Raw genomic sequence first — 19,265 nt, forward strand, 5'->3', positions numbered from 1 at the left:
CATTGACAGGAAACTTCACGATGAAACTTGAATTTACCGCCATCACGATGGTTCGGGGAGAAGAAGACGTCGTCTTCGCTTCCTGCCTGCACCACCTGCGACTGGGATTCGACCGGCTCATCGTGCTTAGCCATATCGAGCATGATTTTCTCCGGGAGTGTGTTGCCGAGCTGCGAGAACGCTACCCGGAAAAGGAGGTCGCCTTCGTCGAGATCGAGGACGAGCAGGGCTTCTCCAGGCGCAAGGCGGACTACATCAACGGCGCGCTGGAACTCTATCTGAAGAAGGATTGCTACAACGTCGTCTACGGCTTCGATGCAGACGAGTTCCTGACCTTCAAGAAGGGCCTGACGGTCAAGGATTTCTACGCGGCGTTCGCGCAGCGTTTTCCGGGCGAGGAGAACCTCAAGCGCTTCTACTTCCGGCTGCCATGGATCAACGTGATCTGTCAGGAATCCATTGCCTATCAGGAAGATCTCGAGGGCAAGCTGCTGGAAGCCGAGTACTGGTCGCTGGGCGAACAGGCTTCCGATACCAAGGCGCTGTTCGTCTATCGCCAGTCTCACCGGCTCCACATGGGCTATCACTGGCTGATGGCGAAACAGGATGGCGCGGTGCTGGAGCCCGAGCCCGAGATCATGGATTTCGCCCGAGAGTGGGAGGCCTGCATCTACCACTTGCCGCTGCGCAGCGTGGAGCAGTTCTTCGCCCGGATCGGCAACTACGTTTCCAGCGCCGCGAAGCAGGAGAAGCACAACCGTCTGAGCCAGTTCTTCATCGATAACCCGCACATCAACCGGCAGCATTTCTTCGAGATGTGCATCGCCCCGGAACCGAGCTATCCGAGTTACGAGGCGCTCAAGCAGGACATGGGGCCGGCCATCGAGGAGATGGTATTGATGGCGTTCACCAAGTTGATGGTGAAGCCCCGCATCGATATCGGACGGGCGTTGTTGCCGGCCAATCAGTAGATCGGACTCTCGACGGGAAAGCGCAGCGGCCAGGTGGCATTCACCTGGCCGCTTGCCGTTTCAGGCCCTTGCGATCGAGCCTGGCCTGAGGCCATCGGGTGCAGCAATGCCGCTCGCGCCGAAACGGCAACAGGCGCTAGGAGGCGACCGGGAGGCGGGAATCCCAGAGCAGGCGCTCGATGGGCGAGACGTTCTCGGTCAGGTGGGATACCGCGTTGATCACCGCCAGATCGATACCTTCGCGGCTGAAGAAGCCCCCGTTGATCTGGGTCGCGTGAATGACAACCCTGGCAAAACTTCGGAACAGCCGCTTGTCCGGACCGATCGGATGACGCCAGAAGTCGTCGAGCGAGCTGGGCGAGGTGAGCCCGGGCATCCGGTAGATGGCATTGCCGAGCGCGAGCGTGGGGCATTCGCTTTCGAGCGCCGTGAGCCCCTCGCTGCCGTTGATCGTCACCAGGCCTGAGGCGTGATCGATCAGCGTGCTCAGGTTGCCGCCGGGCAGGAAGACCAGGCGATCGCCGATATCGGTTTCCACGGCCAGCTTGCGCAGGCGGCGCCGGTGGCCGGGCATGTCGTCGGCCGGGCCGACGATCGCCAGACGTGTACGCTCCGGGGAAAAGCGGGCAAAGGAATCGACGACTTGCTCCACGGCTTGCCACCCGTCGGCGTAGGACGAATGGAAGCGAGTCCGACGGTCATCGTCGGGCTGCAGCGGGAAGAGATAGAACGGTCGACCGTCATCGAGCAGCGCCCGGCAACGGCTGGCGGCCTGACGCCGGCCGAGAAGCCGTCTCGTGCCTCCGCGGTAGCTCACGTCCCGGGGCAGTTCGGCTTGGCCGCGGGTGTGCCAGAACATCAACGGGTTGGCGAGCTGTGCCAGACGATAGCCGGCATCATGGACGGCGCGCATGGCAAACGGCTGCGGGAAGGGGCGGGGCGGCAAGGTCCGGGGGATGGCCGGGCCGACGCTGTGATACCACTCCGGGTCCTTCGGCAGCAGCGAATGGCCATGGGCGCCTTCACGTTCCAGCGTGACCCAGTAGGGCTGGAAGTAGCCCGATTCCAGGACATGATTGCGTATGCCGCGCCGGCGTGCCGCGGGCATCACCGCCTTGTGGGCGGGGCGGCAGTCGTCGAAGGCGATCTGGTCGGTAATGTCGTGGCGTCGCCATAGATCGGTGACGAATTCCCCCAGCATGGGCCAGGGATCTCGAAAGGTCTCCGTCGACTTGCCATGCCACCCGGCCTGGTCGCCGGTGCTGAAGTTGACCTTGACGACCTTGTGGCCATCGTCACTGAGCCGCTGCCCGAGCTGATGGAAAAACGGGGAGCGGGGCCCTTGAAGGAACAGGAAGGCTCGCCTCGCCGGAAACATCATGTCGATCCCTGTCTGTGTCGGACGCTTTGGCGACTCTGCGATGATGCGGGAATCGGCCGTCGTCGACATCGTGGTTGGGAATATGCCTTCAGGATGCATCCGGGAGAGGAATCACGGACATTGGTGGCGTCGACCCGCCGGTCGGAGGCGTACTGCCGACGGCGTGCCGGTGGCGCCGCCCGGCTCCGGAAGATGCAGGCACGTCTCGACTGTAGCGCGGCCTGGCTTGCCTGCCATGCCGCGTTTTCGTGAATCGGGCGGTGGTTTACATCGTATTGGAAAGATGAGGCTTCTCAGCCCGTCAAGGTCGTCTGGCGAGTCAAGGCCGTCTGGCAGGAGAAGTTGACGGCGAGGTTGACGATGGCGCTGACGACGGGGTTGACGGCGAGACTGATGAAGACGGCGGCAGGGAGGCCAGCAGGGCGCCGATGGTCGGATCGTGGAAGAACGCCACCAGTTGCGCACTGCGAGTGGCGCCGATGCCGGCGTACGTCTGCCAGCCCTGTTCCGAACGATCTCGCAAGGCGGCGAGTGGCGCTGCCAAGGCGGCTCGACGCGCTTCATCCGGTATCGACGGCAGGCCGAGGGCGATGAGCCATCGCGTCCGATCCCTCCTTTCGGCGGCATGGAAGGCACCGAGCCACTGCCGGGCGCGGGCTTCCCCGACGCCAGGCAGCGTTTGCAGCTGTGCGATATTCAACTGCCGCCAATCCAGCAGGCCATCGACCAGGCCGGCATCGACCAGCGCAGCCCAGCTGGCAGGGCCGATGCCGCTCATGTCCAGGCCATCCTCGCTGCCGAGCCACGCCAGGCGGGCCAGAAACTGTTCGCGACAGCCGGGCGTCAATGTCAGGCAGGAGAGCGCATCGTAGCTTTCGGCATCGGGAAGCGTCAGCGCCTGGCGCGGCGTTGCGGGGATGACCACGCGTTCGATCTGGGGAATGGTCGCGCCAGCGAGGGAGAGCGATACCTGATCGCCGGGGCGAACGTCCAGTTCCTGCCAATGCGTCAGCGACCCCAGGCTCACCGAACTGACTTCCCGGTCGTCGAGCAGGACGGGATCGAGCCGGGCGACGGGTGTCAGGCGCCCGGTGCGGCCGACCGAAACATCGATCGCTTCGACCACGGCCAGCGTCTGCGCCGCCGGGTATTTCCAGGCGATGGCCCAGCTCGGCGGCTCTGCCTGCCAGCGCGACCCGGGAGGTCGGCTGCTGCGCTTGATGACGACACCATCGGAGGCGAACGGCAGCGGGGCGTGATACCAGCGTTCGCGCCACTGCACGATTTCCGATAGCTGCGAGACCGTTCGGGTGTATCTGGCCGTGTTGCCAAAGCCGAGATCGGTCAGTCGCTGGAGCCGACGTTCGCCGCTGGCAGGGCCATCCGGCCAGGCCCAGGCAAAGAAGCCGATGTCGCGAGCCGCCTCCGCGGACAGCGCTTGTCGGTTCAGTAGCCCGGCCACCTCGGAGCGCGCGGAGACGCCGCCATCCCGGGCCTGCACATGATCGGGGAGACGCAGGTAGAGCTCCCCCTGCAAGGTGACCGGTTCGTCGGTCGGCAGATGCTGGGGAAGGCTCTCGATCTGCCTGGCCTGACGCGTCCAGTCCTGGCCCTTTTCTCCGTTGCCGCGACTGATGGCGGTCTCGAGCTGGCCGTTCCGGTACACGAGCGTCACGGCGACGCCATCCACCTTGGGCTGGATCCATAGCGTCTGGTCCGACTGTCTGGCGAGCCATTCGCCGACGGCCTGGCGATCGGGCAGCTTGTCGAGTCCGGTCTGGGCGAAGGGGTGCTCGAGCTCATCCCGCGGGGAAGCAGGCGTAGGCTGGCGGGATGGCTCGGCGGCCGAATCGAGACCGAGGGGTTTGAGATCGAGGGGGTTGAGACAGGCTCGCCAGCGTTGCCAGCGGCGTTTGGCTTCGTCGTAGACGCCGTCATCCACGAGCCGCTTGCCACGTTGATAGTACGCCTCGTCCCATGTCTCGAGCTGGCGGGTCAGCGCATCCAGGGCGTCTTGCTGCTGCGCCTGAGTCGCGCCCGGTGGACATGGGTTTGCTGTGGTGGCGTGACGAGCCGTCTGGTCATTGCCGACATGACTCGCGTCGGCCTGAATCGTGTCGGCCTGAATCGTGTCGTCATGAGTCGTGTCGGCCTGGGCAAGCCCGGCCAGCCCCAGCCAGACGAGGGCCACGGCCCGGATCAGTATCGCAATCATGGCATCGCTCTCTCGGGTCTTTTAAACGTACAACGACCGGCTGGCGATTTTCTGAATATCCGTGCGCGAAATTCGAGCCAGCGATACGATGATCTGCCCCGAACGAGCGAACCAGGACGATCAAAAAAGCCCCGCGAATATCTTCGCGAGGCTTCGGTCAAGCTGGAGATCGAGCGCCGGCAGCTACGGGTTCACGACCCGGTAACGGTGGGCCGTGGCCGGAACGCCGCCGATCACCCGTTGGACTTCAATTGCACGTAATCCAGCAGGATCTGGGACGTCTCCTGCAGTTCGGCGCGATCGGTCGGGTTGGCGTCGTCGGCCTCTTCCTCGCCGTTGTCACTGCTCTGATCGTCATTGCCGGCCTGATCGTCATCGCCGGCCTGGTCGTTGCCTGACGTCTCGTCCTGTTCGCGGGCATCGGTCCAGTGATCGAGCGGTTCCATGCCCAGCGCCCTGCGCCGCTGGTTCTCGAGCGCCAGTTGCTCGGTCTCCTGGGCGTCCATTTCACGCTGACGCTGCTCCTTGTTGAGGCTGATGCTGGTCTGCTGATCGCGCAGCCGCTTGCTCAACTGAGCCTGCTTCTCCAGGTAGACGAAGTCCGGGTCGTTGGCGATGCGCTGCTCGTGGCGATCCTGCAGCGCTTCCAGATAACGCCACGGCTCGCCGTAAAGACGGTACTGCACCGGGCGGACGCGATCCCAGGGGAGGGCGTTGTCGAGGGCGCTTTCGCCGATCTCGTCGGGGTCGATCAGGCTCGGGAACAGTATGTCCGGCTCGACACCGCGGTGCTGCGTGCTTTCGCCGGAAATGCGGTAGAACTTGGCGCGGGTCAGCTTGATCTGACCGTGGCTCAGGTCGGTCAGCGTCTGGACGGTGCCCTTGCCGAACGTGCGGCTGCCGACCACCAGGCCGCGACCGTAGTCCTGGATCGCGCCGGCGAAGATTTCCGAGGCGGAAGCGGAAAGCCGGTTGACCAGCACCGCCAGCGGACCTTCGTAGGCCACCCCGGCATCGGTATCGCCGTAGAGATTGATGCGTCCGCCGGCATCGCGGACCTGAACGGTGGGGCCCCGGTCGATGAACAGGCCGATCATGGAGTTGGCTTCCTGGAGCGCGCCGCCACCGTCATTGCGCAGATCGAGCACGATGCCTTCGACGTTCTGCGCCTTGAGCTTGTCGATCTCCTTGGCCACGTCCCGGGTGGTGCTGCGGTAGTCGGACTCGCCCGCCTGCCAGGCATCGAAGTCGACATAGAACGCCGGCACGGTGATGATGCCGATCTTGTGCGTCGTACCGTCACGCTGGATCTCTTCCACCCGGCTGTGGGCGGCCTGATCCTCGAGCTTGACGGTATCCCGCGTGATCCGGATGGTATGCGTGCGGGTCACGTCGACGGCCTTGGCCGGGATGATGTCGAGCCGCACCGTCGAGCCTTTCGGGCCGCGGATCAGGTCGACGACTTCATCGAGACGCATGCCAACCACGTTGACCATGTCGCCGTCTTCGTCCTGGCCCACGGCAACGATACGGTCCGCCGGCTGCAGCGCGCCGCTCTTGTCGGCAGGCCCGCCGGGCACCAGGCTCGATACCTTGACGTACTCGCCGTCGCTCTGCAGCAGCGCGCCGATCCCTTCCAGCGAAAGACGCATCTGGATGTCGAAGGATTCGCTCTGCTGGGGGGAAAAGTATTCGGTATGCGGGTCGACCGTGCCGGTGACCGCTGCCATCAACAGCACGAGCACGTCTTCGGCATTGGTCTGGCGGACGCGATTGAGCTGATTGGCGTAGCGATCGTGGAGCGTCTTCTGGATCTCCTTCGGCGACTGGTCGCTCAAGGAGAGCGTCAGGGCGGCATTCTCCAGCCGCTTGTTCCAGAGTTCGTCAAGCGCCCCCTCGCTGCCCGCCCAGGGAGAGTCTTCCCGGTCGAGCGCCAGACGCTCGTTGCTGGTGTAGTCGTAGTCGATGCCTTGATCGACCTTGTCTACCAGCCACTGGAGCCGGGCTTCCACACGATCCTGATAGTGTGAATAAAATGCATAGACGCGGTCCAGAGCACCGGACTTGACGGCATCATCGAGTGACGTTTCCAGGTCGCTGAAATTGTCGACGTCTCGTTGCAGCAGATAAGCGCGCTGATCGTCCAGCACGTCCAGCAGACGTTGAAAGGCTCGCTTCGACCAATCGTCGTCGAGATCGACGTCGGCGTAGTGGCCATATTGCAGTGACTCGGCGACCTCGCTTGCCGCCTGACGCTGATCGTCCGTTGGGGTGGGACCGGCTAGCGCCGTGACGCTCCATGCCAGCAATAGCAAACACATGGCCGCGTACCGAGCGGCGACAGTCAGGGTCATCAATGAAGCACTCCCGGTTTCCTGTACACTCTCTATTCCCTAGAAGACCACCGGATCCATGAATCTTTTTCAGGTCCGGGACCTATTGTAGCAGTCAGTCCGCGTGACTACAGACCGACATCCGAGGAAACCCATGTCAGAACACGCCGCCGACAAGGCTCTCGAAGATCGCTTGCTCGATTTCCTCCAGCGCTCGCCCTCTCCCTGGCACGCCACCGCCAACCTCGTGACACGACTGGAGGCGGCAGGATATCGGCCTCTCAAGGAAACTGACAGCTGGAAGTTAACACGAGGCGACAAATATTACGTGACGCGTAACGATAGTGCCTTGATCGCGTTCCAGTTGCCGGCTTCGCCGCTCGAGGCGATGCGCATGGTCGGCGCGCATACGGACAGCCCGGCGCTGCGGCTCAAGCCGCAACCGGCGATCGTCAACAAGGGCTGGCTGCAGTTGGGTGTCCAGGTCTATGGCGGTGCGTTGCTGTCGCCGTGGTTCGATCGCGACCTGGGGATCGCCGGTCGGGTTCACGTTCGCCGAACCGATGGCCGTCTGCAAGGAGTTTTGCTCAATGTGGGCGATCCGGTAGCGATCATCCCCAGCCTGGCGATCCATATGGATCGTGAAGCCAACAACGGTCGTGCCCTGAATGCGCAGACGCAGATGGCACCGCTGCTGATGCAGGGCGGCGATGCCCCGGATTTCGATCACCTGCTCAAGCAGTGGATCGAGCGTGAGCACGCCATCGAGGTGGCGGACATCGTCGACTTCGAGCTGGGCTTCTACGACGTCCAGCCGCCAGCGCGGGTCGGCATCAACGGGGAAATGATCGCCAGCGCTCGGCTCGACAACCTGCTCTCCTGCTTCATCGGTGTCGAAGCGCTGTTGGCTGCCGATGGCCAGCAGGGCGCACTGTTCGTCGCCAACGATCACGAGGAAGTCGGCAGTGCCAGTGCCTGTGGCGCCCAGGGGCCGTTTCTGGCCGACGTGCTGCGTCGCGTGAATGCCGCGCTCGGCGAGCCGGGCGACGAAGGCTTCGTACGGTTGATCCAGCGCTCCCTGATGATCTCCTGCGACAACGCCCACGCCGTGCACCCCAACTTCGCCGACAAGCACGACGCCAATCATGGGCCGTTACTCAACGCCGGGCCGGTGATCAAGGTCAACGCCAGCCAGCGTTACGCCACCAACAGCGCCACGGCGGCACTGTTCCAGGATATCTGTCGTGAAGCCGACGTGCCGGTGCAGCAGTTCGTGACCCGCGCGGACATGGGCTGCGGCAGCACCATCGGCCCGATCACCGCCACCGAGCTGGGCGTGCCGACCATCGACGTGGGCGTACCGCAATTCGGCATGCACTCGATTCGCGAAACGGCAGGCAGTCGTGACCCGGCGTACCTGATCCGGGCGTTGAAGGTGTTCTTCGATCGAGCCGATCTGATGACCGGTTGAGTCGCGTCAGTCAAACTGGCTGATGGCGGTGCAGGATGACGTTCGGTGCCGACCGCTTGCGGGTCGGCTCTTTCCACATTGAACGAGTAGTGATGACATGCTCAAGACTCCCTATTTGCTGTTCCTGGGCGACGTGCCCGATCCGCTGTCGGCGAAGGTCGCCCAGGGCATTCGCGACTGGCGCCCGGAGTATGCGCTGGGACAGTACCGGTTACCGGGCTGCCAGGCGGACATGAAGCTACCGGATCTCGATATCGAGGAAGCCGTGGCGCAAGGCGCCAGGACGCTGGTGATCGGCGCGGCCAATCGCGGCGGGGTGATTTCCCGCAGCTGGATTGCGGTGCTCAAGGAGGCGCTGGCCGCCGGCATGGATATCGCTTCCGGCCTGCACAATCTGCTGCGTGACGAGCCGGAGCTGGTGGAGGCGGCGGAGAAGTATGGCGGGCGCCTGATCGACGTGCGCGTGCCGCAGGTTCAGTATCCGATCGGCGACGGCAAGAAACGCCGTGGCAAGCGCTGCCTGGCGGTCGGGACCGACTGTTCCATCGGCAAGATGTACACCGCACTGGCGCTGGACATCGCCCTGCGCGAGCGCGGCGCCAAGTCGAGCTTCCGCGCCACCGGCCAGACCGGCATTCTGATCACTGGCGAAGGCGTGCCGCTGGATGCCGTCATCGCCGATTTCATGGCCGGTTCCATCGAATGGCTGACGCCGGATAACGACGACGATCATTGGGACATCATCGAAGGGCAGGGCAGTCTGTTCCACCCCTCCTATTCCGGTGTCACCATGGCGTTGATTCACGGCGGCCAGCCGGATGCGCTGATCCTGTGCCATGAGCCGACGCGGACCCATATGCGAGGGTTGCCGCACTATTCGCTGCCGACGCTGGAACAGCTGCGCGATACGGCGCTGCCGCTGGCGCAGGTAGTGAACCCGGCGTGCCAGGTCGTCGGGGTCTCGGTCAATACCTCCGGTATGCCGGTCGACGAGGCGGACCGCTATCTGGAAGCGCTCGAGTCGCGTCTGGGATTGCCGTGTGTCGATCCCTACCGGCAGGGCGCGGATCGGCTGGCCGAGGCGGTGCTGGCATGCTGAAGCTGAGCGTCGAGGCGCAGGTATTTCCGCTCGCCGAAGTCTTCACCATCTCCCGCGGTTCGCGCAGCGAGGCGCGAGTCGTGGTCGCGACGCTGAGCGATGGCGCTCATGCTGGCCGCGGTGAATGTGTGCCCTATGCACACTACGGCGAGTCGGTCGATAGCGTCATCGCCCAGATCGAGTCGATGCGCGATGCGCTGGCGCAGGGCATGGATCGTCTCGAACTGCAGTCGCGACTGCCGGCCGGTGCGGCACGCAATGCGCTCGACTGCGCGTTCTGGGATCTGGAAGCCAAGTCCGCCGGCAAGCCGGTGTGGGAGCTCGCCGGGATTGACGCGCCCAGGGCCGAGATCACCGCTTTCACGCTGTCGCTGGAGTCACCCGATGCCATGCGCGAGAAGGCCCGGCGCCACGCCGCTCGGCCGCTGCTCAAGTTGAAACTGGGCGGCGAAGGGGATATCGAGCGCCTCGAGGCCGTTCGCGAGGGCGCGCCCGAGGCACGGATCATCGTCGACGCCAACGAGGGCTGGGATCGCGACGCCTACGAACGTCTGGCGCCGACGCTGGTGTCGCTGGGAATCAGCATGGTCGAGCAGCCGCTGCCGGCGGGCCAGGATGCGCCGCTGGCGGAGATCGAGCGTCCGCTGCCGGTCTGCGCCGACGAGGCGTGTCACGACCGCACGTCGCTACCCGATCTGGTCGGCCGCTACGACATGGTCAACATCAAGCTCGACAAGACCGGCGGCTTGACCGAAGCGCTGGCACTCAAGCGGGAAGCGCTGGCGAGCGGGTTCGAGATCATGGTCGGCTGCATGGTGGGGTCGTCTCTGTCGATGGCGCCGGCGCTGCTGGTGGCGCAGGGGGCGGCGGTGGTCGATCTCGATGGCCCGTTGCTGCTGGCACGGGATCGCGAGCACGGCATGCGTTTCGATGCCGATGGCATCCATCCGGCGACATCGGCATTGTGGGGTTGAGCGAGCGCTATCCTGAGCCAGGGCTGCGCCGGTGCGATGCTAGTAGCAATGGATCTGAGCGTGAAGCACAGGAAGATGGACATGATGACAGACATAGAGACGGCATGAGATGACACAGCGCACGGTCTACGTGAATGGCGACTACGTCGCGGAACAGGACGCCAAGGTATCGGTCTTCGATCGCGGCTTCCTGTTTGCCGACGGTGTCTACGAGGTTTGTTCGGTGCTCGAGGGCAAGCTGATCGATTTTCCCGGCCATATGCGGCGGTTGAAGCGTTCGGCGGGCGAACTCGAGATGGGGTTGCCGTGGGACGATGATGCGCTGCTGACGATCCATCGCGAATTGATCCGTCGCAACGCGCTCGAGGAGGGCATGGTCTATCTGCAGCTGACGCGAGGTAGCGCCGGCGACCGGGACTTCCACTATCCCGGCGCCGATACGCCGCCGACGCTGGTGCTGTTCACCCAGGCCAAGTCTCTCGTCGACAGCCGCAGTGGCCGCGAGGGCATTCGTGTCGCGACGCAGCCCGACTGGCGCTGGGCGCGGCGGGACATCAAGACGGTGCAGCTGCTCTATCCCGCGATGGCCAAGATGGCGGCGACGGCGGCCGGTGCCGACGATGCCTGGATGGTCGAGGATGGTCTGGTGACCGAAGGAGCATCGAACAACGCGTGGATGCTGACCCATGACGGGACGCTGGTGACGCGGGAACTCTCCCACGCCATCCTCCCCGGTATTACCCGAACCGTCGTTCTGGAGCTCGCCCAGGCGCTGTCGTTGCGCGTCGAGGAGCGGTCGTTCAGCGTCGAGGAGGCGCAGGGGGCCAGGGAGTGCTTTGTCACGTCGGCGTCGTCGTTCGTCACGCCGGTCGTCGCGATCGACGATGTGCCGGTCGCCGGTGGCCGCCCCGGCGAGGTAGCGCGAAAGCTGCGTGAAGCCTACATCGAGGAGAGTCGCCGTCGCGCCGTCTGAATCGGGCGGCAGGCTGCGGGAATCGACAGCCTGCCGACCAGGCGGCAATAAGGAAAGCCGGCGTAAAGCCGATACGAAAAAGCCCGCCGATCATGAGAACGGCGGGCTTTTTCGTGATATCTGGTGGCTACGCCCTGATTCGAACAGGGGACCCCATCATTATGAGTGATGTGCTCTAACCAGCTGAGCTACGTAGCCTTCGAAGCAACCGTGTCGAGGTAGCCATGTCGAAGTAGACAGAGGCGCCTGACAACGGTTGCGAATACTACCATAACTTGATGAAACGTCAACGCTTTCCGACATCGGAATCGGTTTTTCGGGCCGGTGCGTCAGACATTGAAGCGGAAGTGCATGACGTCGCCATCCTTCACGACGTAAGCCTTGCCTTCGAGACGCCACTTGCCGGCCTCCTTGGCGCCGTTCTCGCCACCCAGGGCGACGAAGTCCTCGTAGCTGACCACTTCAGCGCGAATAAAGCCCTTCTCGAAGTCGGTGTGAATCACGCCGGCCGCCTGCGGTGCGGTCGCGCCGACCTTGACAGTCCAGGCTCGGACTTCCTTCACCCCGGCGGTGAAATAGGTCTGCAGCCCCAGCAGGCCGTAGCCGGCACGAATGACGCGATCGAGGCCGGGTTCTTCCATGCCCATTTCTTCGAGGAACATGGCGCGTTCTTCGTCCTCGAGCTCAGCGATCTCCGCTTCCAGCTTGTTGCAGACCGGCACGACCACCGCATTCTCCCTGGCGGCGATCTCGCGCACGACATCGAGGTGAGGGTTGTTGTCGAACCCGTCCTCGTTGACGTTGGCGATGTACATCGTCGGCTTGAGCGTGAGGAAGCCGAAGCTGCGCAACTGCTGTTGTTCCTCGGCGTCGAGACCGAAGCTGCGCAGCGGCTGGCCTTCGGCCAGGTGCGGCTGGATACGATCCAGAATGGCCTTGGTGGCGATCGCCTCCTTGTCACCGCCCTTGACCACACGGGTCAGGCGCTGGATCGAGCGTTCGACGGCGTCGAGGTCGGCCAGGGCCAGCTCGAGATTGATGGTCTCGATATCGGCGGTGGGGTCGACCTGGTTGGCGACGTGGATGACGTTGTCGTCGTCGAAGCAGCGAACCACGTGGGCGATGGCGTCGGTTTCGCGGATGTTGGCGAGGAACTGGTTGCCCAGGCCTTCACCCTTGGAGGCGCCTTCGACCAGGCCGGCGATATCGACGAACTCCATCGTGGTCGGCACCACCTTTTCCGGCTTGACGATCTCGGCGAGCTTGTCGAGACGCGGGTCGGGCATCGGCACGATACCGGTATTGGGTTCGATGGTGCAGAACGGGAAGTTCTCGGCATCGATGCCGGAGCGAGTCAATGCATTGAAGAGGGTCGACTTGCCAACGTTGGGCAGGCCGACGATGCCGCAATTGAAACCCATGGTGTATCCCTGAAACGATGTGATCCTGAATTCGATTCGATCATGGCAGACGCGAACGAATAAGCACGAAAAAGTGAATGGCGGGCATTCTACGGGACGCGGTCGGCGGGGGCCAGACTCTTGCCGAGCTACGAGCTACGAGCTACGAGCTACGAGCTACGAGCGAATCAGGCGGGTTTAAAACTATGCAGACGATTCATCGCCTTGGCCCAATCTCCGGCGAGTACGTCAGGCAGGGTGGTGATGGTCTCGTCCAGCGAGTCGTCGATGGCCTGGCGTTCGGCCTTGCCGGGACGACCGAGGACATAGTTGGTGACGAGCTTGGCACTGCCGGGGTGGCCGATGCCGATACGCAAACGGTGGAAACCGTTGCTGTTGCCCAGGGCACTGATGATATCGCGCAGGCCGTTGTGGCCGCCGTGTCCGCCACCCGTCTTGTAACGGGCGCAGCCGGGCGCGATGTCGAGTTCGTCGTGAGCGACGAGGAGCTCGTCCGGCGCGATCTTGAAGAACTGGCACAGCGCAGCCACCGAGGCACCGCTGCGATTCATGAAAGTGGTGGGGTTGAGCAGATGAAGATCGTGCCCGCCCAGGCGGATCCTGGCATGAAGACCCAGAAACTTGCGTTCGGGACGCAGCGTTTCCGCTGCGTCCCGAGCGAGCTGTTCGACCAGCCAGGCACCGGCATTGTGACGGGTGTCTTCGTATTCCGGCCCCGGATTACCGAGACCGATGATCGCTTTCACTGTCATGCCGACTGCCTGTTGTCCGGTCTCTGACGCAGGATTACGCGTCGCCTTTCGGTTCGCCTTCTTCGTCGACACCTTCACCGGCGACTTCGTCGTCACTGGCGACGGTCGGGTGCGTGACGCTGACGACGCCGGCGTCGTGCTCTTCACCATGGGTCAGCTCGACCAGAGTCACACCTTCCGGCAGTTTGATGTCGGACAGGTGAATGGTTTCGCCGAGGCCCAGGTTGGCCACGTCGACTTCGATGTATTCCGGCAGCTTGGACGGCAGACAGCTGATCTGAACGTCGTTGTTCAGAACGTGCAGCACGCCACCTTCGTCCTTGACGCCTTTGCACGTTTCTTCGTTGAGGAAGTGCAGCGGAACGTTCAGGGTCAGCTCGTGGGTCGCATCGACGCGCATGAAGTCGGCGTGAGTGACCAGCGCCTTGTACGGGTGGCGCTGCAGATCACGGATGACGACCTGCTCGCTCTTGCCGTCGATATTGATGTCGATGATCGAGGAGAAGAACGCTTCTTCTTCGATCGCCTTGTAGAAGGCCGGCTTGTCGATGGTGATCGGCTGCGGCTCGGCAGAGCCACCGTAGATGATGGCAGCGACCTGTTCGTTCTTGCGGCGCAGGCGGCGGCTCGCACCTTTCCCCAGCTCCTTGCGAACATTGGCGGTCAGGGTGTAATGGGACATTGATTGTCACCTCTAATGGTCAAGTAATGGAAATCGGCATCGCCCGCGACCAGACGATGCCGTTTCCAGTAGGGCCACTGCCCTCATGGCAGTGGCCCACGTATCCGCGCGGGGTTCCCTGTCGGTTCGGAACGACCGTGATCGGGCCATTCCGATGGCGATCAGTGGAACATCGCGCTGACGGATTCTTCGTTACTGACACGACGAATGGCCTCGGCGATCAGGCCGGCGACCGTCAACTGACGGATCTTGCCGCTACGACGTGCAGGTTCGGAGAGCGGTATGGTATCGGCAACGACGAGTTCGTCAAGCACTGAACCGCTAATATTGTCCACGGCGGGCCCGGACAGGATCGGATGCGTGGCATAAGCGACCACTCGGCGAGCGCCACGATCCTTCAATGCCTCGGCGGCCTTGCAGAGGGTGCCGGCGGTATCGACCATGTCGTCGACCACCACGCAGGTGCGATCCTGGATGTCGCCGATGATGTGCATCACCTGGGCCTGGTTGGCCTGCGGGCGACGCTTGTCGATGATCGCCAGGTCGACATTGAGCTGCTTGGCGATGGCGCGGGCACGGACCACGCCGCCGACATCGGGAGAGACCACGACCAGGTCGTCGTAGTTCTGACGCTCGATGTCGTCGAGCAGGATCGGAGAGCCGTAGACGTTGTCCACCGGCACGTCGAAGAAACCCTGGATCTGGTCGGCGTGCAGATCCATGGTCATGACGCGATCGACACCGGCCTTGACCATCATGTCGGCGACGACCTTGGCCGAGATCGGCACGCGGGCCGAACGCACGCGGCGATCCTGGCGCGCATAGCCGAAGTAGGGCACGACGGCCGTGATGCGGGTGGCCGAGGCGCGACGCAGCGCATCGACCATCAGGATCAGCTCCATGAGGTTGTCGTTGGTCGGCGCGCAGGTCGACTGCAGGATGAAGACGTCTTTACCGCGTACGTTTTCGTTGATTTCGACGGCGATTTCGCCATCGCTGAACTGTCCGACCGTCGCGTGACCCAGTCGGTTATCCAGACTCTCGGCTACCTTCGAAGCAAGTCCGACGTTGGCGTTACCGGTAAAAACCATCAATTTAGACACGCGCGGCCACCTTTGAGAGCAGTTGAAGGTCGGTAGAGGACATTCGTTTCGGTTTCAGGACGGATGACGAGGCTGCATAGGGAAGGCGAGGCGATGGGCGGGATTTTGAAATGCCACGCTTGCCCGTCGACGATGCGCTCTGGCATCGAAGTCGTACGTCGAGACGGCAGGAGAAGCAACCGCAACGCCGGTGGGGGAAATCGTGTGGGCTGAGTGGCCATCGCGACCCGGTTTCCGTATGCAGGCTTGTCGAAAGTCAGGAAGTGGCTGGGGTACCAGGATTCGAACCTGGGAATGCTGGTACCAGAAACCAGTGCCTTACCACTTGGCGATACCCCAGCAATCATTGGTCGCGCCTATTATGCGCAAAAGCACAAACCATTGGCTAGGTGTGGACGAAAAACCAGTCATGAAGCCGCGAGCCGTCTGAAAAATCTGGCAAAAACCGCTGGGTCGAAAGCGGTCTTTTCAGCGGATGGCATGGCGGATCACGCTCGAGTCCTGTCCAGACCCTTGGCAGTTTCCAGAGCCTGGTGCAGCGGAGAAACGTCGCTGCCACGGGCCTTGAATGCCTGCCATTCGTCCGGGACCTGTCGCAGTACCCGTTCGGCCTGCGTTTCGCCGTCCAGCGGACAGAAGACGCAGGCGCCTGTCCCTGTCAGTGCCGCCTTGCCATACTGGCCGAGCCAGTTCAGCGCGCGGTCTACCTCGGGGTGAAGCGCTCGCACGATGCTCTCGCAATCGTTGCGCCACACTGCGTCAGGGGCGGCCCCGTCGAGTGCGCGACGCATACTAATGACCGTGCTATTACGTGTCAAACCAGGGTGGCCGAAAATTGCCGCCGTGGAGATTTCCACGCCCGGATGGATGACGACGAACCAGGAAGGCGCCAGCTCGACGGGGACGAGACGTTCGCCGACCCCTTCCGCCCAGGCGCTATGGCCGCGTACGAACACCGGTACATCGGCGCCCAGTTCCAGCCCCAGCGTCGCCAGTCGCTCGAGACCGAGATCGAGCCCCCAGAGATGGTCGAGCGCCAGCAGCGTGGTGGCGGCGTTGGAGCTGCCACCGCCCAGCCCGCCGCCCATCGGCAGGCGCTTCTCCAGCTCGATCGCCGCGCCCCGGCGACAGCCGGTTTCGCGCTGAAGAAGCCGCGCTGCCCGAACGACGAGATTGTCCGCTTCGGCAACATTGGCCAGCGCGGGGGAGAGCGTGATGTCGTCGCTGTCGGCCCGTGGGTGGAATCGCAGCGTGTCGCCGCGATCGAGAATCTGGAACAGCGTCTGCAGCGTGTGATAGCCATCCGGCCGACGACCGGTAATGCGCAACAGGCGATTGAGCTTGGCCGGCGCGGGCAGCGTCAATGGTGTCATCGGGTCGCGTCCGGTGTCTCTTCAGCGGGTCGTCCAGACCCGTCGGAGGGACGTTCGGATCCAGCCTGCGGCTGCCACTGGTTGACGACCAGCGTGGCGCGGATGTCGTCGTAGGTCATGATCAGGCGGCTCGGCAGCCATAGCGAATCGGCGTAGGTCCAGTCGCGGTAGCGGATATTCCAGCCGTCCTGGCTCAGGGTCTTGGGAAAGCCGAGTTCGTCGTCGCTCTGCTGGTGGGAGCGGCCGGGCGCCGGAAGGCCGCGCACCCAGTAGTCGAGTGCCGAGATCGGTAGCGACCAGCCCAGTTGCTGCTGCATCAGGGCTTCCGGCGACGATGCCTCGAAGCGGCCGTCGCTGGTGGTCAGCGTCACCGCGCCTTGGCGGCCTTCGAGCACGCTGCGTCCGGCGCCGAACGGGCCGCTGATCAGCATGCGGTAGTGGCCGGGCGACTGGGACCAGTCCAGATTGGCGCTGCGGCTCTCTTCCGGGGTTCGCAGGCCGACCTTGCCGGCTACCGTCCAGGTGTCGAGCGCAGCCAGATCGTCCTGTTGCCGCTGCCAGTCGTCGGGCTGGCGCGGCACGTCCGGTGCGGGTGCCTGTCCGGCGCAACCGGCAAGCCAGGCCACCAGAACGAGGGTGCCGAGCGCCTGCCACCACGGCTTGAACGGAATCGAAACGGTCTGTCGCCGTTCACTGGCCGAAAGGGAGTGTGGCATCGAATGTTTCCTGTCGAATGCGAATGAATTGAGGTGTCCGGCTGCGGGTCAGGGCGCCAGCTGCGGATAACGCAGCAGCAGGTCGTCGATATCCGGGTGGATTTCGCTGCCGGCGAGTGCCGATTCCACCAGTACCCGCGCCTCGGTCGTCTGATCGAGAACGACCAGCGCTTCGGCCAGATGCGCGGCGACTTCCTGATCCGGCTGGCCGGCGTAGGCACGACGCAGGTACCCGAGCGCCTTTTGCGTCTCCCCGCGCTTGAAATGAACCCAGCCCAGGCTATCGAGAATGGCGGGGCTCTGCGGCTCGAGGGCGTGGGCTCGCTCGATGAGTTCCAGCGCTTCGTCGTAATGGTCCGTCGTCGTCGCCAGGGTGTAGCCCAGCGCGTTGAGAGCGGCGGCATTGTCGGGTTCTCTGGCGATGATGTCGCGCATCTGCGCCATCATCGCTTCGACATTGCCACGTTCGAATTCGCGCATGGCTCGGGTATAGAGCAGGTCGGTGTCGTCCGGTGCCTGCTCGAGGGACTCGGCGAGCAGCGTATCCGCAGCAGCGCTCTGGCCGGCGTTGTCCAGCGCCTGCACGCCGATCTGGGTCAGCGCCGCGCGCTGGGCGGGATGACGCAGAATCTCGACGCGCAGGAATGTCCGGGCATCTTCGGTGCGGTCGCCGACCGTCAGCATCTGGGTGGCGAGCGCGCGGGAGTCGAGGAAGCCGGGCCCGGTCGGCACCTGCCGGTAATAGAGCAGCGCGTTGTCGATTTCTCCCTGCGACTCGGCAATGCTGCCCAGCACCAGGTAGGTCGCCGGCGGCGTATCGTCGCGATCGAGCAGTGGCAGCAGCAGCCTTCGGGCGGGCTCAAGCGCGCCAGCGTCGAGATAGAGCTGGGCGAGACCGATACGCAGCGTCGGCGTATCGTCGTGGCGCGCCAGCAACTGGTCGATTCGGGGCTCGGCAGCGGCGATGTCGCCATTGGCGATTTCCGCCTGTGCCAGCGCCAGCAAAAACCGGCTGTCATCGGGGGCCAGCTCTCGCCCGCGCTGCGCCGAGAAGACGGCCTGATCGTAGTCGCCGGCCTCGAGCGCGATCTGCGACCGGGTGAGCCAGAGTATCGGCAGGTCGGCGTGGCGGCGAGCCAGGTTCGTCAGCCGCTGTCGGGCTTCATCGAACTGACCGTTGGCCGCTTCGAGCCGTGCCGTTGCCATCTGGGCATCGGCATGGTCGGGCTGGGCGGCGGTGAAGTCGCGCAACTGGGCGATCAGCGGTGGCAGGTCTGCCTGGGATTCCACCATCAGGTCGGCGAGCTCGAGAAGCTGTGCCTCTTCTCCTGAACGGGCGAGCTCCAGCCTGTGACGTAGTGCCGCAGGCCAGTCGCCCCGATCCACGGCGATGCCGGAAAGCAGCTTCTGCGGCGCCGAGTCCTGCGGCGCCAGCTGTTGCCAGCGAGCCGCTGCGGAGGTCAGCAGGCTCTTGTCATCGGTATATCGCGCGGCCAGCGTGGCGCGCTCGGCGAGTTCGGCGGAACGGTAGCGTTCGGCGGCCTCCAGATAGCCGTCGGCGGCGCGGTGAAAGTCACCTCGCTGCCCGGCCATCTCGGACAACAGCACCTGGGACAGGCCCTGGGCGTCGAACCCGCGGGTGATCGGCGGCGCCGATGTCAAAGGATCATCGGCGGGCGCCGATGCCGTGTCGGCCGACATGTTTTGGCAGCCAGCCAGCAGAACCGCGCAACTGGCGGCGTAGAACAGACTTTTGGGCATGCCGTCCTCGAGATCGATCAATGGCTCCAGCATAACGGCT

General features: G+C 63.9%; 15 protein-coding genes and 2 tRNA genes. 5 read left to right on the top strand and 12 right to left on the bottom strand.

Going from position 1 to position 19,265, the window contains the following annotated elements; all coding sequences use genetic code 11:
* The first annotated feature begins 20 nt into the window (after nt 1-20).
* Nucleotides 21-971 (top strand): glycosyltransferase family 2 protein, encoded by a 951-nt coding sequence (locus DOM32_RS01975; protein ID WP_071231557.1) that lies wholly within the window; start codon nt 21-23, stop codon nt 969-971.
* 136 nt (nt 972-1,107) lie between these two features.
* Here DOM32_RS01975 and DOM32_RS01980 read toward each other — a convergent pair whose 3' ends face one another.
* From DOM32_RS01980 to DOM32_RS01990, 3 genes are all read right to left on the bottom strand, one after another.
* Nucleotides 1,108-2,352 carry a capsular polysaccharide export protein, LipB/KpsS family gene (locus DOM32_RS01980; protein WP_157957006.1) on the bottom strand — a complete coding sequence of 415 codons (1,245 nt, stop codon included), beginning with the start codon at nt 2,350-2,352 and terminating at the stop codon, nt 1,108-1,110.
* Between the two features lie 319 nt (nt 2,353-2,671).
* On the bottom strand, nt 2,672-4,567 hold the full coding sequence (gene ligB, locus DOM32_RS01985; protein WP_110630711.1) for an NAD-dependent DNA ligase LigB: 1,896 nt from the start codon (nt 4,565-4,567) through the stop codon (nt 2,672-2,674).
* Between the two features lie 233 nt (nt 4,568-4,800).
* Complete coding sequence (locus DOM32_RS01990; protein ID WP_110630713.1) at nt 4,801-6,921, bottom strand: carboxy terminal-processing peptidase; 2,121 nt, start codon at nt 6,919-6,921, stop codon at nt 4,801-4,803.
* Nucleotides 6,922-7,054: 133 nt separating this feature from the next.
* Between DOM32_RS01990 and DOM32_RS01995 the strand changes: the two genes are divergently transcribed.
* The 4 genes from DOM32_RS01995 to DOM32_RS02010 all read left to right on the top strand — a co-directional run bounded on the left by DOM32_RS01995 (nt 7,055) and on the right by DOM32_RS02010 (nt 11,417).
* On the top strand, nt 7,055-8,371 hold the full coding sequence (locus DOM32_RS01995) for a M18 family aminopeptidase (RefSeq protein ID WP_110630715.1): 1,317 nt from the start codon (nt 7,055-7,057) through the stop codon (nt 8,369-8,371).
* A gap of 97 nt (nt 8,372-8,468) precedes the next feature.
* On the top strand, nt 8,469-9,470 hold the full coding sequence (gene dgcN / locus DOM32_RS02000) for an N-acetyltransferase DgcN (RefSeq protein WP_110630717.1): 1,002 nt from the start codon (nt 8,469-8,471) through the stop codon (nt 9,468-9,470).
* Complete coding sequence (gene dgcA / locus DOM32_RS02005; protein ID WP_208625281.1) at nt 9,464-10,444, top strand: N-acetyl-D-Glu racemase DgcA; 981 nt, start codon at nt 9,464-9,466, stop codon at nt 10,442-10,444. Before dgcN ends, dgcA begins: the two co-directional genes overlap by 7 nt.
* A 109-nt stretch (nt 10,445-10,553) precedes the next feature.
* On the top strand, nt 10,554-11,417 hold the full coding sequence (locus DOM32_RS02010) for a D-amino-acid transaminase (protein WP_110630719.1): 864 nt from the start codon (nt 10,554-10,556) through the stop codon (nt 11,415-11,417).
* 121 nt (nt 11,418-11,538) lie between these two features.
* Here the strand turns inward: DOM32_RS02010 and DOM32_RS02015 are convergent.
* From DOM32_RS02015 to DOM32_RS02055, 9 genes are all read right to left on the bottom strand, one after another.
* Nucleotides 11,539-11,615, bottom strand: a tRNA-Met gene (locus DOM32_RS02015).
* A gap of 131 nt (nt 11,616-11,746) precedes the next feature.
* A complete protein-coding gene (gene ychF, locus DOM32_RS02020) occupies nt 11,747-12,838 on the bottom strand; it encodes a redox-regulated ATPase YchF (RefSeq protein ID WP_071233146.1) in 1,092 nt (363 codons plus the stop codon).
* Nucleotides 12,839-13,005: 167 nt separating this feature from the next.
* The gene (gene pth, locus DOM32_RS02025; RefSeq protein WP_110630721.1) at nt 13,006-13,590 is read right to left on the bottom strand and encodes an aminoacyl-tRNA hydrolase; all 585 of its coding nucleotides are present in this window, start codon (nt 13,588-13,590) and stop codon (nt 13,006-13,008) included.
* Between the two features lie 34 nt (nt 13,591-13,624).
* On the bottom strand, nt 13,625-14,272 hold the full coding sequence (locus DOM32_RS02030; RefSeq protein ID WP_110630723.1) for a 50S ribosomal protein L25/general stress protein Ctc: 648 nt from the start codon (nt 14,270-14,272) through the stop codon (nt 13,625-13,627).
* Between the two features lie 161 nt (nt 14,273-14,433).
* The gene (locus tag DOM32_RS02035) at nt 14,434-15,375 is read right to left on the bottom strand and encodes a ribose-phosphate pyrophosphokinase (protein ID WP_170835901.1); all 942 of its coding nucleotides are present in this window, start codon (nt 15,373-15,375) and stop codon (nt 14,434-14,436) included.
* A gap of 264 nt (nt 15,376-15,639) precedes the next feature.
* A tRNA-Gln gene (locus DOM32_RS02040) sits at nt 15,640-15,714 on the bottom strand.
* A gap of 149 nt (nt 15,715-15,863) precedes the next feature.
* Complete coding sequence (gene ispE, locus DOM32_RS02045) at nt 15,864-16,748, bottom strand: 4-(cytidine 5'-diphospho)-2-C-methyl-D-erythritol kinase (RefSeq protein WP_110630725.1); 885 nt, start codon at nt 16,746-16,748, stop codon at nt 15,864-15,866.
* Complete coding sequence (gene lolB / locus DOM32_RS02050) at nt 16,745-17,464, bottom strand: lipoprotein insertase outer membrane protein LolB (RefSeq protein WP_110630728.1); 720 nt, start codon at nt 17,462-17,464, stop codon at nt 16,745-16,747. The genes ispE and lolB overlap by 4 nt, the downstream gene beginning before the upstream one ends.
* 48 nt (nt 17,465-17,512) lie before the next feature.
* Nucleotides 17,513-19,225, bottom strand: a complete 1,713-nt coding sequence (locus DOM32_RS02055; RefSeq protein ID WP_110631132.1) for a tetratricopeptide repeat protein — start codon at nt 19,223-19,225, stop codon at nt 17,513-17,515.
* Between the last annotated feature and the right edge of the window lie 40 nt (nt 19,226-19,265).

The organism is Salinicola salarius (genome assembly GCF_003206135.1).
GTDB classification, from domain to species: Bacteria; Pseudomonadota; Gammaproteobacteria; order Pseudomonadales; family Halomonadaceae; genus Salinicola; species Salinicola salarius.

Bases quoted from the DNA above. Each gene is read 5' to 3' on its own strand.
- DOM32_RS01975 (WP_071231557.1), top strand. From the start codon at position 21: ATGAAACTTGAATTTACCGCCATCACGATGGTTCGGGGAGAAGAAGAC.
- DOM32_RS01980 (WP_157957006.1), bottom strand. From the start codon at position 2,352: ATGATGTTTCCGGCGAGGCGAGCCTTCCTGTTCCTTCAAGGGCCCCGC.
- ligB (WP_110630711.1), bottom strand. From the start codon at position 4,567: ATGATTGCGATACTGATCCGGGCCGTGGCCCTCGTCTGGCTGGGGCTG.
- DOM32_RS01990 (WP_110630713.1), bottom strand. From the start codon at position 6,921: ATGACCCTGACTGTCGCCGCTCGGTACGCGGCCATGTGTTTGCTATTG.
- DOM32_RS01995 (WP_110630715.1), top strand. From the start codon at position 7,055: ATGTCAGAACACGCCGCCGACAAGGCTCTCGAAGATCGCTTGCTCGAT.
- dgcN (WP_110630717.1), top strand. From the start codon at position 8,469: ATGCTCAAGACTCCCTATTTGCTGTTCCTGGGCGACGTGCCCGATCCG.
- dgcA (WP_208625281.1), top strand. From the start codon at position 9,464: ATGCTGAAGCTGAGCGTCGAGGCGCAGGTATTTCCGCTCGCCGAAGTC.
- DOM32_RS02010 (WP_110630719.1), top strand. From the start codon at position 10,554: ATGACACAGCGCACGGTCTACGTGAATGGCGACTACGTCGCGGAACAG.
- ychF (WP_071233146.1), bottom strand. From the start codon at position 12,838: ATGGGTTTCAATTGCGGCATCGTCGGCCTGCCCAACGTTGGCAAGTCG.
- pth (WP_110630721.1), bottom strand. From the start codon at position 13,590: ATGACAGTGAAAGCGATCATCGGTCTCGGTAATCCGGGGCCGGAATAC.
- DOM32_RS02030 (WP_110630723.1), bottom strand. From the start codon at position 14,272: ATGTCCCATTACACCCTGACCGCCAATGTTCGCAAGGAGCTGGGGAAA.
- ispE (WP_110630725.1), bottom strand. From the start codon at position 16,748: ATGACACCATTGACGCTGCCCGCGCCGGCCAAGCTCAATCGCCTGTTG.
- lolB (WP_110630728.1), bottom strand. From the start codon at position 17,464: ATGCCACACTCCCTTTCGGCCAGTGAACGGCGACAGACCGTTTCGATT.
- DOM32_RS02055 (WP_110631132.1), bottom strand. From the start codon at position 19,225: ATGCCCAAAAGTCTGTTCTACGCCGCCAGTTGCGCGGTTCTGCTGGCT.